Genomic DNA, 12439 nt, shown 5'->3' with positions numbered 1-12439 from the left:
CGCTCAGCCATCCGCCAGGATCGCCTCGGTCCGCGCGATCGCGCCCGGCGTGCCGACGTCGAACCACAATCCCTGATGCACCACGCCGAACGCGCGCCCGGCGGCAATCGCGCGATCCCAGAACAGGTTGGTCGAGAATGGACCCTCGGGCCAGTCGGCGATCACGCGCGGCGACAGGATCTGCACGCCGGTATAGACGAACGGCGCGACCCGGCTCGCGCGGCGTCGCCCGGTGATCCGCCCCGCCGCATCGATGTGGAAGTCACCTTGCCCGCGATGATTGTGCGCGCGGGCATAAGGCACCAGCAGCAGCAGCGCGTCCATCGCCGCGTCGTCCCACTGCGACGCCAGCAACCGGATCGCGTCGGTCGGCCCATCCAGCCACAGATTGTCGCTGTTGACGACCAGCACGGGCTCCTCACCCAACAGCTCCCGCGCCTTGACCAGGCCGCCGCCAGTCTCGAGCAATTGCGCGCGCTCGTCCGACACCACGATATCCAGCCCGGAAACGCGGTGCGTGACGTGCGCCTCCAGCGCGTCGGCGAGGTAATGGACGTTGACCACTGCACGCTCGACGCCGGCGTCGCGCAGCCGGTCGAACACGTGATCGATCAACGGCTTGCCCGCGACCGGGATCAGCGGTTTCGGACGCAGCGCGGTCAACGGGCGCATCCGCTTGCCCAGCCCCGCCGCCATGACCATCGCGATCTTGGGCACGCCGGCGTCGGGCACCGGTCGGATGTAGCGCGGCCGCGTCACGCCGCGCCCCCGCGCACCAGCATCGGGTCGCCGCGCAGCTCGGGCGAGATGTTCGCGTCGAACCAGCGCGCGACGGGTGCCAGCACAGGATGGCTCAAGTCGCGCTCCAGATAGGCCCAGACGCGCGGGCACAATGCCGGATAGCGCGGCTTGCCGTCGCGCTGCCACAACCGCGTGAAGATGCCGACGATCTTCGCATTCCGCTGCGCGCCCAGCACGTGATAGGCATCGAGGAACGTCGCTCCCGCTCCGGTGGCGGCGGTGTAGCGCGCCAGCATCGCATCCTCAATCGACGGCTCCACGTCACGCCGCGCATCCTGCAACAATGACACCAGATCGTATGCCGGATGCCCTGCAAGCGCGTCCTGGAAGTCGAGCAGCCCGAGCGAACGCTCCGCACCCACCAGCATCAGATTTTCGGCATGATAATCGCGCAGCACGGTCACCGGTTGCTCAGTCAGCGCATGGTGCAGCACCTCGTCCCACGCCGCGCGGTAACCCTCGGCATCGATCGCAAGCTGGATCGCCGGACAGTACCACTCGACCAGCAACCCCGCCTCACGCTGCAACTCGGCCAGATCATAGGCCCGCCACTCACCCGCGGGATGCCGGTGCAGTTCGACCAGCACGTCGACCGCGGCCGAGTAGAGCGGCATCAGCGCGTCGGCGTCGGCGTCGACCGTTTCGCGCATACGCACGTCGCCGAAATCCTCCAGCAGCACCAGCCCGTGCTCGAGATCGATCGCGTGGATCGCAGGAGCAGCAAAGCCGCGCTCGTTCAGCCACTGCGCCACGCTGATGAACGGACGCGGGTCCTCGTGCGGCGGCGGCGCGTCCATAAGCACCGCGCCACGCCCCCCTGCCTCGACGCGGAAGTAACGTCGGAACGAGGCGTCACCCGCCAACGGCTTGATTGTGGCGCCGTGCCAACCAGCGCTGTCCAGAAACGCGGCGGCGTGCGCCGGTGGGGTCATGTCGCCAGAATTCATCTCGGTGCCCATCGCCGCTCCCATGCCGCCGACGCGTGCCAAGTCAAGCGGCGCCCGCCCGACTGCCCGGCGGCAAAGGTCAGCAGCAGCGGATCGCGCCAGAAATGCGCCGGCACGCGCTCCGGCCACTCGACCAGCAGCGCCGAGTCGTACAGCGCGTCATCCAGCCCCAGTTCGTCGAGCTCGCCCGCATCCTCGATCCGGTACAAATCGGCGTGCACGACTGGCATCCGCAGCTCGGGCGGTGCATAGGGCTGCACAATCGCGAACGTCGGGCTCGGCGCCTCGCCCGCCAGCCCCAACGCCGACAGCACGCCGCGCGCGAAGCTCGTCTTGCCCATCCCCAGTCCGCCCGACAGCAGCACCACGTCGCCCGCGCGAAGAACGGGCGCTAGGCTCCGACCCAGCGCCTCGGTCGCCGCCGCGTCGGCCAGGAACAACTCTCCGCTCATCGCCGCGGCAACTCGACCGTGACGAGCGAGCCCTGCCCGGGCTCACTCACCAGCGACACGCGGCCGCCGTGCGCCTCGACGAACTGCTTGGCGAGCGGCAGGCCGAGCCCCAGCGCGCGCTCCTGACCCGGCGTGATGCCCGGCTGCGCGAAGCGGTCGAACGCGCGCGCCGCTTCCTCCACGGTCATCCCAGCGCCATCGTCCGACACCACGATCCTCGCCCGCTTCGAATCGCCGTCGACGTGTAGCAGCACGCGCCCCCCGCTGCGCGTCGCGCCGATCGCGTGGCGCAGCAGATGCTCCACCGCCTCGCGGATACGGCGGCGGTCGACGTGGACGCGCCCGGCGCTGCGCAGCACCTCGACCACGAACTCGATGCGGTGCCGCCTCGCCGACGCGGTCAGCGCGTCCGCCGCCGCGCGCACCACCGCACCCAGCTCGACGTCCTCGCGCTCCAGCGTCGCACTGTCCGCCTGCGTCAGGTCGAGCACGTCGTCGATCAGCACGCCGAGCCGCTCAACCGAGTCGAGGATCGCGTCGACATAGGCGATCGCCTCACCCGACAGCGTCCCCGCATAGCCGCCGTGCAGCATCTCGGCGAACCCGCTGATCGAGGTGAGCGGGGTGCGGAGTTCGTAGCTCATGTTGGCGACGAAGGCGGTCTTCACGCGGTCCGCCGCCTCCAGCGCCTCGTTGCGGTCGCGCAGCGCCTGCTCGATCCGGCGGCTGTCGGAGATGTCGAGCATCGTCACCAGTGCGTTGCCGTCGGGCAGCGGCACCGCCGCGAACTCGAAATGTCGCCCGTCCGCCAGCGCGACACGCCCGCCGCGCTGCTTGCGCTCCGCGGTCGCGTAACGCACCAGCTCGGGCACCAAGGCCGAGCGTGCCTGATTGGCGAGTTGCGGCGCCAGCCGCTCGGCGATCGCGTCGACGCGCGGGTGACCGGCCAGGAACTCCTCTTCGAAGTTCCACAATGCGCGAAAGCGGTTGTTCCACAATTGCAGCCGGCCGTCGGCGGCGAACACGCCCAGCGCCTCGAACAGATTGTCGAACGTCGCAGTGCGCACGCGCAGCAACGTGTCACGCGCGCTGGCGAGTTGGACCTGCTCGGTGCGATCCTCGAAGATCAGCAGCAGCCCGCCGTCAGGCAGCGGCTGCGCCACGACGCGCAAATGCGTGCCGCCGGGCAGATGCCAATTTTCCTCCGCCGCGCCGTCGGCGTTCAGGAACCAGCCGCGCCGCTCCGCCTTCCAGCCGGGAAAGTCGCGCACCTCGGGCACGCGCCCTGCCTCGCGCATCCGTTCCAGTACGCGGTCGAACTCGGGCCGGTCGGACAACCACTCGCGCCGCATCGCGAACATGCGCCGGAACGGCTGGTTGCAGAAGATCAGGCTCCGATCGCGCCCGAACTGTACCACGCCCGCCGACAATCGGTCGAGCATCGCGCGCTGCGCCTCCGCGAAGCGCTTCTCGCGCGCATTCGCCTGTTCCAGCTCCTCGATGTCGATCGCGAAGCCGGCAATGCCGCCGACCGGCAGCGGCACGTCGTAGAGCCTGAGCGCGCGCCGTGCGCCGCCGATCGTCGCTGGCAGCACGCGCTGCTGCGGCTTGCCGCTCTCCTTCGCCGCAACCGCACCGCCGCGCGGTCCACCCTGCCCCGATCCTTCCACCAGCTCGATCCCGCGCGCGATCACCGCGGCAGCGTCCTGCGCCTCGACCGCGCCGACGTACGCCGAGTTGACCATCGCTAGCTGCAGGTCGGCGTCGCGGTACCACATCGGCAACGGCGCCGCCTCGATCAGACCACTCAGCGCCGCAAAGGCCTCGTTCAGCTCCGCTGCCTCCGTGCGCGAGCGTGCTACCTGATCCTGGCTCGCGGTCGCATCGGCGAACCACAAGACGGCGGCATCGCCGCGCCGCTCGCCGATCACGCGCAACGCGCGCGCGCCGTCGCTGGTACGCACCAAACGCTCGAACGGTCGCGACGCGCGCAGCACCGCGTCGACGTCGCGTTTCAACGCGGCGCCATCGTCGGCCGGCAATCCCCAATTGGCGGCGTGCAAGTCGGACAGGCTGCGCGGCTGGCTCGACCAGCCAAGCCACTCGCTCACCCGCGGCGACACCTGAAGTCGCCCTTCTGCGCGAACCAGCACCGCTTGCGCCGGCGCGGCCGCCAACAACGCCTCTAGCTCGGCATGCGCACGAACCATCTCCGCCGCCGCGCGCCGCATACGCAACCCCTGCACCATCAGATACACGCCCGCCGCGATCAACAGCGCGAGCACGACACCCACCCCCATCGCGGCGAACGCTCCCAGCACGATCATCGAACAGGCTTGTGGGTCACGAGCATCGTGGCTGGTCTATCCGCGTTGCCGGACACCAGCAAGAAACCCCTGCATGTTGCACAATTGCAACAATTGTAAGATTTTCGTGGCAGCATCTGTGCCATAGCTATCAAGCAACCTTTGTCGCGCATACAGCGCGCGCATCGGAGAAGGGAAAGCAGCGCTGTCCCTCTCCTCACCAACGTGATCGAGAGGGTTTCATGACATCAACTTCGCGCCAGCGGCTGCTGGCCACCACGCTTCTCGCGGGAACGGTGATCTTCGCCGCACCTGCCTTCGCGCAGGATGCAGCCAACCCCGCACGCGCCGCGCAGGCCGGCACCCCCGCCGACGCCGCCAGCACCGCACCCGACGCCACACAGACGCAGGGCGGCGTGAACACGCAGGACCCAACCGCGGTCAGCGCAACCGATCCCGCCGCGCAGGCGAACGGCGCCGCCGGCCAGGGTGACGAGCCCGCGGGCGACATCGTCGTCACTGGCTCGCGCATCGCCTCGCCCTCGGCAACCGCGGCTTCGCCGCTCCAGGTGATCGGCGCCGCGCAGATCCAGCAGTCGGGCGTCATCAACGTCCAGGACGTGCTGCTCCAGAACCCGACCTTCGGCACGCCGGGCGTCAGCCGCACCAATTCCAGCTTCGCCACGCAGGGCGCCGGCATCGCGACCGTCAACCTGCGCAACCTGGGCGAGGACCGCACGCTGGTGCTCGTCAACGGCCGTCGCTTCGTCTCCGGCTTGCCTGGCAGCCAGGCAGTCGACCTGAACGTCATCCCGACGCAGTTCATCGAACGCATCGACACGCTGACTGGCGGCGCCTCGGCCGTATACGGCTCGGACGCGGTCGCGGGCGTCGTCAACTTCGTCTACAAGACCAAGTTCGACGGCGTGCAGCTCGACGCGCAGACCGGCATCTCCGAGTACGGCGATGGCTTCGACCGGCAGGTCAACCTGCTCGCGGGTAAGAATTTCGCCGACGGTCGCGGCAACATCATGGTGTTCGGCGGCTATTCGAAGCAGGGCACCGTGCTCAAGCGCGACCGCTCCACCGAGGCGGGGTCGAGCGCGATTGACCGCACCAGCCTCGCCAACCTGACCGGCCGCGACGAGGATCTGTTCGTGCCGACGACGCTGCTGTCGGGCTTCACGCCGGGCGGCCGCTTCTACGCCGGTGATCGCACCTTCAGCTACGGCACCGACAACGTCCTGCGCGACTGCTCGGATGTCAGCTGCGGTGGCTTCAACCGTTCCGACTTCCGGTACCTAGCGGTCCCGGTCGAGCGCTACACCGCGGCGCTTCGCGGCAATTTCGAGGTTTCGTCGGCGCTCAACTTCTTCGTTGAAGGCAATTACGCGAAGACCAAGGCCAGCACCGTCATCGAGGCGTTCCCGCTCTCGTCCGACCTCGTGAACCTGACGAACGGCGGCTACATCAACGTCGAGAATCAGTTCGGCCGCAACCCGTTCGTGCCCGACGCGATCTTTAATGCAGCGACCGACGAGGACGGTGACGGCTTCCGCGACATCTACTTCGATCGTCGCCTGGGCGACTTCGGTCCGCGTACCAGCCGCTCCAACCGCGATCTGTTCCGCATCGCAGGCGGCGCCAACGGCAAGTTCGGTGCAGAGCAGCAGTTCAACTACGAGATCTACGGCATCTACGGCGAGACCAAGGACGATCAGACCGGCAGCGGCCAGTTCGACAGCCGCCGCTTCGTTCAGGCGCTGAATTCGTATCGCAATCCGGCGACCGGCGCGATCGAGTGCGTCGATGCCGCCGCACGTGCCGACGGCTGCATCCCGGCCAATCTGTTCGGCATCAACAGCCTCGCACCTGCCGCCGCTTACATCCAGGCGCCGACGACGCTCAGTTCCAAGGTCACGCAGACGGTTGCCGGCGCGAACGTGTCGGGCAAGCTGTTCTCGCTGTTCGGTGCCGACCCGATCGGCTTCAGCGTCGGCGGCGAGTATCGCCGCGAGACGAGCCGCAACGAGTTCGACCTGCTGACGCAGCAGGGGCTGAACGGCAACAACGCGCTTCCCTCGACGCGCGGCAGCTTCGACCTATTCGAAGGCTTCGGCGAGACGATCGTGCCGTTGCTTCAGGATCGGCCGTTCTTCCACTCGCTGTCGGTCCGCGGTGCGGTGCGCGTGTCGGATTATTCGACCATCGGCACCACCGTCAGCTACAATTACGGCGGTGAGTGGGCTCCGATCCAGGACGTCCGTTTCCGCGTCATGCAGGCGCGCTCGGTGCGTGCGCCCAACATCAACGAATTGTTCCAGCCCGCGCAGCAGGACTTCCCCTCGGGCCTGCAGGATCCCTGCATCGGCGTCACCGCCGCGACCGGCGGCACGCTCGGCACGCAGTGCCGCGCCGCACCCGGCGTCCTCGCCAACATCGCGGCGAACGGCGGCGCGTTCGCGGTCAGCCAGGCCGATCTCCAGGGCATCACCAGCTTCGGTGGCGGCAACCCGCTGTTGCAGGAAGAGAAGGGCGATTCGTTCACCGCAGGCGTGGTCATCAACCCGCGCTCGATCGCGGGCCTGCGCAACCTCGTCGTGACGGTGGATTACTACAACATCCGCATCAAGGACGCGATCGTCAGCACGCCGCTGCAGTTCACGCTCAACCAGTGCTACAACGGTGGTCTGCAAGGGTTCTGCGATCAGATCGTTCGTCGTGCGGGCCCGGTCGGGCCGAACAGCGCCGGTTCGCTCGACGAGGTCAACACCTCGCCGATCAACAGCGGCGGTGTGAAGACGTCGGGTCTCGACGTGGTGGTCGACTGGCGCAGCAACCTCGCCGACATCGGTCTGGCGGGTAATCTGAACCTGAAGGGCTCGTACACCCACCTGATCAGCGGCTACTCCGTGCCCGCACCCGGCGCCGACCGCGATTATTTCGCGGGTGAGCTCGGCGCGTCGCGCGATCGCTTCACGATCCAGTCGGGCTATGATCTGGAGGGCGTCGGCCTGACCGTCACCGGCACCTGGCTCGGCCAGGCGAGCCTCGACGATCAGCTGACCGGCGCGCGGCCGGGCAGCAACATCGCCTACCGTGTCCGCCCGCAATTCTACCTCGACTCGCAGCTGCGCTTCCGCGCGGCGGAGAACTTCGAGTTCTACGTCGGCGGGTTCAACCTCCTGAACAACAAGCCGCCGTTCGTCGCCGACATCGGGGCGGACGCGGGCCAGGACACGTACACCAGCGCCTATGATCCGCTGGGCCGCCGCTACTATGCGGGCGTGCGCCTCAACTTCTAACGATCGCCGCCGCCAGGCTGCTATCAGGGCGTCGCGAGGAACCACCTCGCGGCGCCCTTTCTTTTGCGCCGACGCGACGCGCAACAAAAAAGGGCGGAGCCGAAGCCCCGCCCTATCCGTCGTCAACCTGGTGGTCGGCGATCAGTAGCGATAGTGATCCGGCTTGAACGGGCCTTCCACCGGCACGCCGATGTAACCCGCCTGCTTCGGGGTCAGCTGCGACAGCTTCACGCCCAGCTTCTCCAGGTGCAGCGCCGCGACCTTCTCGTCGAGGTGCTTGGGCAGGACGTAGACCTGGTTCTGGTAGTTCTCACCCTTGGTCCACAGCTCGATCTGCGCGAGCGTCTGGTTGGTGAAGCTCGCCGACATCACGAACGACGGGTGGCCGGTCGCGCAACCCAGGTTCACCAGGCGACCCTTCGCCAGGATGATGATCTGCTTGCCGTCGGGGAACTTGACGAGGTCGGTGCCCGGCTTGACCTCGGTCCACTCGTAATTGTCGAGTGCCGCGATCTGGATCTCGCTGTCGAAGTGGCCGATGTTGCACACGATCGACATCGGCTTCATCGCCTTCATGTGATCGGCGGTGATGACGTCGGCGTTGCCGGTCGCGGTGCAGAAGATGTCGGCGCGCTTGACCGCCTCGTCCATCGTCACGACCTCGAAGCCTTCCATAGCGGCCTGCAATGCACAGATCGGATCGATCTCAGTTACCATCACGCGCGCGCCGCCATTGCGCAACGACTGAGCCGAGCCCTTGCCGACGTCGCCGAAGCCCGCGACGCAGGCGACCTTGCCGGCCAGCATCACGTCGGTCGCACGGCGGATCGCGTCGACCAGCGACTCCTTGCAGCCGTACAGATTGTCGAACTTCGACTTGGTGACCGAATCGTTGACGTTGATCGCGGGGAACGGCAGCTCGCCCTTCTTCGCGATCTCGTACAGGCGGTGGACGCCCGTCGTGGTCTCTTCCGACACGCCCTTCAGGTTCTTGACCGTCGCGGTCAGGTAACCCGGCTTCTTCGCGATGAACGCCTTCAGTGCGCGCTGGAACTCGACTTCCTCGGCGTTCTCGGGCTCGCCGAAGCTCTCACCGCGCTCGAGCTTAGCGCCCCAGAGCGCGAACATCGTCGCGTCGCCGCCGTCGTCGAGGATGATGTTGGCGGTCTGACCCTGACCGTCGTCCCAGTCGAAGATGTTGCCGACATAGTCCCAGTAATCGGCCAGCGTCTCGCCCTTGATCGCGAACACCGGAATGCCCGCCGCCGCGATCGCGGCCGCCGCGTGATCCTGCGTCGAGAAGATGTTGCACGTCGCCCAGCGCACGTCGGCGCCGAGCGCGGTCAGCGTCTCGATCAGCACCGCGGTCTGGATCGTCATGTGGAGCGAACCGGTGATCCGCGCGCCCTTGAGCGGCTGCGACGCGCCGAACTCCTCGCGCAGCGCCATCAAGCCCGGCATCTCGGTTTCGGCGATCTCGATCTCCTTGCGACCGAAATCGGCGAGGCCGATGTCTGCGATGACGTAATCGTTGTTGTCCAAAACGGGGGCGGTCGCCACGGCGTTTCTCCAATCGTGTGAGGCCGCCCAAGGTGAACACACGCACCGGACGACATGCGCGGCGCTTTAACGACGCGAGCGCGACGGGGCAAATATAAAGATATCTTTATATGTCGAGTGAGGTCAGCTAGCCGAAGGGCCAGGCTGCCCTCACTCAACCGGCCGGCGGCGCCAAAGCGCCGACCGACGACGCGGGATTAACTCCCGCGTCGCGAGCCTCTACAAAGCCACGCTCTTCTTAGAACACCGCCTCAAGCCCGCCCCGCCTCAATCCCCAGCAACCGCGGGTCCACCCCCGCGACCCGGAACCCGCGCCGCCAGCGCTCCTCCGCCGCCGTCTCGAACAGCATCGCGTCCTCGTCCGCGACGTTCAGCCACCCATGCCGCGTCAGTTCCTCGTCCAACTGCCCCGCGCCCCAGCCCGCGTAGCCGAGCGCCACGATCCACCGCGCCGGCCCGGTGCCGCCCGCGATCGCGCGCAACACGTCGAGCGTGCTCGACAATGCCCAGCGCCCCGCGACCGACAAGGTGTCCTGTCCGCCCCAATCGGTCGAATGCAGCACGAACCCACGCCGCGCCTCCACCGGCCCGCCGAAATGCACCGGCGCGTCCGGCGCGACACCCGGCGCGATCTCCAATTGTTCCAGCACGTCGTGCAGCCCAAGACCGTTGATGATCGCGCCCACCCCGATGCCCAGCGCGCCGTCCTCGTCGTGGCTGCACATCGCGATCACCGAATGCTCGAACCGCGGGTCGCCGATCCCCGGCATGGCGAGCAGGAACTGCCCGGTCAGGTAACGCGTCTCTTCCATGCTGCGCAGTCTAGGCTGGTGCGCCCACGTGCGCCAAGACTTGTGTTAAGCGCTCGTGCTTGCGACAGCGCGGCCGAACTGCCCCTCAGGAGTAACGAAGATGACGATCAGCGTCGGCGAGCAACTGCCGCAGGTGAAGCTCACCAAGATGACCGCCGACGGCCCCGAGCCGGTCGACACCGGCGATTACTTCAAGGGCCGCCGCGTCGCGCTGTTCGCGGTGCCCGGCGCGTTCACCCCGACCTGCTCGGCCAAGCACCTGCCCGGCTTCGTCGAGAAGGACGGCGAGCTGAAGGCGAAGGGGATCGACGAGATCGTCTGCACTTCGGTCAACGATCCGTTTGTCATGGGCGCGTGGGGCAAGTCGTCGAACGCCGACGGTGTGACCATGTTGGCGGACGGCAACGGTGACTTCGCCGAAGCGCTGGGCCTGACGATGGACGGCAGCAAGTTCGGCATGGGCACGCGCAGCCAACGCTACTCGATGGTCGTCAACGACGGTCGGGTCGAGCAGCTGAACGTCGAGGGTCCCGGCGAATTCAGCGTCAGCTCCGCCGACCACCTGCTCGGCCAGCTCTGACGCGACGAAAGGGGGCAATCCGGTGCCCCCCCCCCCTCCCGTCATCCCGGACTTGATCCCGGATCCCGCTTCCTCGCCCGCTCCGGAGAACCCAGACTACGTTCGGCTCAACGAGCCGGCCAAGCATGCCTCAGCCCGGCGCGTTCCACTCACCGGACTTGAAAGCGCAACACAGCGAGCATAATCGCTGGTGATGACTGCTGCCGACATCGTTCGCGAACTGAACCGCCTCTACACCGCATCGGTCGAGCGGCTGAAAACCGCCGTCGCTGCCTATATCGCCGACCGGACCGAACCCGATCCGGCGTGGCGCAAGGACGGCTCGTTCGCATACCCTGAAATCCGCATCCGCTTCTCCGGCGCGCCATCGCGCACCGCGCCGCCGCGCTCGTTCGGCCGCCTTGTCACGCCGGGCGAGTACCGCATCAGCGTGACCAAGCCCGACCTGTTCCACGACTATCTCGTCGAGCAGTTGACCTTCCTGATCGAGGATTACGAGGTCGAAGTCGACGCCGTCCCCGGCCGCCAGGAGATCCCCTTCCCCTACGTGCTCGACGCCGGCAGCGCCTTGAGCCTCGACCAGGTGTCGGCCGCCGAGCTCGCGCGCTGGTTCCCGACCACCGAGCTCGCTTACATCGGCGACGAGATCGCCGACGGCCTATGGGCCTCGTTCGATGGCACGCGCCCGCTCGCCTTGTTCGATGGCCTGCGTACCGATTTCAGCCTCGCGCGGCTGCGCCATTATACCGGCACTCCGCCCGAGCACGTCCAGCGCTACGTGCTGTTTACCAACTACCACCGCTACGTCGATGAATTCGTCCGCTGGGCCGCGGCCCAGGTCGGCGGCGACTCGCGCTTTACCGCGCTCTCGGGTCCGGGCGGTGTCATGTTCCGGGCGGGCGACGATCCCGCCATGCTCGACGACAGCGCGTGGCGACGGTTGCAGATGCCGGCCTATCACCTGATGGCCGACGACCGCACCGGCATCACGCTCGTCAACATCGGCGTCGGTCCGTCGAACGCCAAGACGATCTGCGATCACCTGGCTGTCATGCGGCCGGAGGCGTGGCTGATGATCGGTCACTGCGGCGGGCTGCGCCCCAGCCAGCGGATCGGCGACTATGTCCTCGCCCATGCTTATTTGCGCGACGACCACGTGCTCGACGACATGCTGCCACCCGAGATTCCTGTCCCCGCCATCGCCGAGGTCCAGCAGGCGCTCGCCCGCGCGGCCGAGACGATCTCGGGCCAGTCGGGCGAGGAGCTCAAGCGCCGCCTGCGCACCGGCACGATCGTTACCACCGACGACCGCAATTGGGAGCTGCGCTACGCCCGCTCGGCATTGCGCTTCTCGCTCAGCCGCGCGGTGGCGATCGATATGGAATCGGCCACCATCGCCGCGCAGGGCTATCGCTTCCGCGTCCCCTACGGCACGTTGCTGTGCGTCTCCGACAAACCCTTGCATGGCGAGCTGAAGCTGCCGGGCCAAGCCAATCGCTTCTACGAGCGCGCGATCAGCGAACACATGCGGATCGGCATCGAGACGTGCGAGGAACTGCGCCGCGAGGGCGACCGCCTCCACAGCCGCAAGCTGCGCGCGTTCAACGAGCCCCCATTCCGGTAATGGCGGCCCGCTGATCGACTGATCCAGGTTGGCGTAGCCGCGGTGGAAACCC

9 protein-coding genes are annotated in these 12439 nt (G+C 67.5%); 3 read left to right on the top strand and 6 right to left on the bottom strand.

Translation table 11 applies throughout. The annotated features are described in order from the left end of the window. Nucleotides 1-3: 3 nt before the first annotated feature. The 4 genes from HRV97_RS02970 to HRV97_RS02955 are packed head-to-tail and all read right to left on the bottom strand — an operon-like array spanning nucleotide 4 to nucleotide 4527. On the bottom strand, nucleotides 4-702 hold the full coding sequence (locus HRV97_RS02970; RefSeq protein ID WP_223176612.1) for a nucleotidyltransferase family protein: 699 nt from the start codon (nucleotides 700-702) through the stop codon (nucleotides 4-6). Nucleotides 703-755: 53 nt separating this feature from the next. Continuing rightward, complete coding sequence (locus HRV97_RS02965; protein ID WP_174192670.1) at nucleotides 756-1733, bottom strand: aminoglycoside phosphotransferase family protein; 978 nt, start codon at nucleotides 1731-1733, stop codon at nucleotides 756-758. An 11-nt stretch (nucleotides 1734-1744) separates the two neighbouring features. After that, complete coding sequence (gene tsaE, locus HRV97_RS02960) at nucleotides 1745-2200, bottom strand: tRNA (adenosine(37)-N6)-threonylcarbamoyltransferase complex ATPase subunit type 1 TsaE (RefSeq protein WP_174192174.1); 456 nt, start codon at nucleotides 2198-2200, stop codon at nucleotides 1745-1747. Next, on the bottom strand, nucleotides 2197-4527 hold the full coding sequence (locus HRV97_RS02955) for a sensor histidine kinase (protein WP_174192173.1): 2331 nt from the start codon (nucleotides 4525-4527) through the stop codon (nucleotides 2197-2199). The genes tsaE and HRV97_RS02955 overlap by 4 nt, the downstream gene beginning before the upstream one ends. 221 nt (nucleotides 4528-4748) lie before the next feature. Here HRV97_RS02955 and HRV97_RS02950 point away from each other — a divergent pair, with 221 nt between their 5' ends. Continuing rightward, a complete protein-coding gene (locus tag HRV97_RS02950) occupies nucleotides 4749-7811 on the top strand; it encodes a TonB-dependent receptor domain-containing protein (protein WP_174192172.1) in 3063 nt (1020 codons plus the stop codon). 141 nt (nucleotides 7812-7952) lie between these two features. Here the strand turns inward: HRV97_RS02950 and ahcY are convergent, their stop codons facing one another. Together ahcY and HRV97_RS02940 are read right to left on the bottom strand one after the other, a co-directional pair. Next, a complete protein-coding gene (gene ahcY, locus HRV97_RS02945; protein ID WP_425505719.1) occupies nucleotides 7953-9371 on the bottom strand; it encodes an adenosylhomocysteinase in 1419 nt (472 codons plus the stop codon). A 251-nt stretch (nucleotides 9372-9622) separates the two neighbouring features. After that, nucleotides 9623-10183: a YqgE/AlgH family protein gene (locus HRV97_RS02940; RefSeq protein WP_174192171.1), complete on the bottom strand. Its 561-nt coding sequence runs from the start codon at nucleotides 10181-10183 to the stop codon at nucleotides 9623-9625. A 100-nt stretch (nucleotides 10184-10283) separates the two neighbouring features. Between HRV97_RS02940 and HRV97_RS02935 the strand changes: the two genes are divergently transcribed. Both HRV97_RS02935 and HRV97_RS02930 read left to right on the top strand, forming a co-directional pair. After that, nucleotides 10284-10763 carry a peroxiredoxin gene (locus tag HRV97_RS02935; protein WP_174192170.1) on the top strand — a complete coding sequence of 160 codons (480 nt, stop codon included), beginning with the start codon at nucleotides 10284-10286 and terminating at the stop codon, nucleotides 10761-10763. 193 nt (nucleotides 10764-10956) lie between these two features. Beyond that, a complete protein-coding gene (locus HRV97_RS02930) occupies nucleotides 10957-12387 on the top strand; it encodes an AMP nucleosidase (RefSeq protein WP_174192169.1) in 1431 nt (476 codons plus the stop codon). The last annotated feature ends 52 nt before the right edge of the window (nucleotides 12388-12439 follow it).

This window comes from Sphingomonas hominis (genome assembly GCF_013328205.1).
Taxonomy (GTDB): Bacteria; Pseudomonadota; Alphaproteobacteria; order Sphingomonadales; family Sphingomonadaceae; genus Sphingomonas; species Sphingomonas hominis.
The sequence above is the reverse complement of the archived record's forward strand: the minus strand, read 5'-3'. Positions and strand labels throughout refer to the sequence as shown.

Coding starts and splice junctions, on each gene's coding strand:
- HRV97_RS02930 (WP_174192169.1), top strand. CDS start 10,957: ATGACTGCTGCCGACATCGTTCGCGAACTGAACCGCCTCTACACCGCA.
- HRV97_RS02970 (WP_223176612.1), bottom strand. CDS start 702: ATGGTCATGGCGGCGGGGCTGGGCAAGCGGATGCGCCCGTTGACCGCG.
- tsaE (WP_174192174.1), bottom strand. CDS start 2,200: ATGAGCGGAGAGTTGTTCCTGGCCGACGCGGCGGCGACCGAGGCGCTG.
- HRV97_RS02965 (WP_174192670.1), bottom strand. CDS start 1,733: ATGACCCCACCGGCGCACGCCGCCGCGTTTCTGGACAGCGCTGGTTGG.
- HRV97_RS02955 (WP_174192173.1), bottom strand. CDS start 4,527: ATGATCGTGCTGGGAGCGTTCGCCGCGATGGGGGTGGGTGTCGTGCTC.
- HRV97_RS02935 (WP_174192170.1), top strand. CDS start 10,284: ATGACGATCAGCGTCGGCGAGCAACTGCCGCAGGTGAAGCTCACCAAG.
- HRV97_RS02950 (WP_174192172.1), top strand. CDS start 4,749: ATGACATCAACTTCGCGCCAGCGGCTGCTGGCCACCACGCTTCTCGCG.
- HRV97_RS02940 (WP_174192171.1), bottom strand. CDS start 10,183: ATGGAAGAGACGCGTTACCTGACCGGGCAGTTCCTGCTCGCCATGCCG.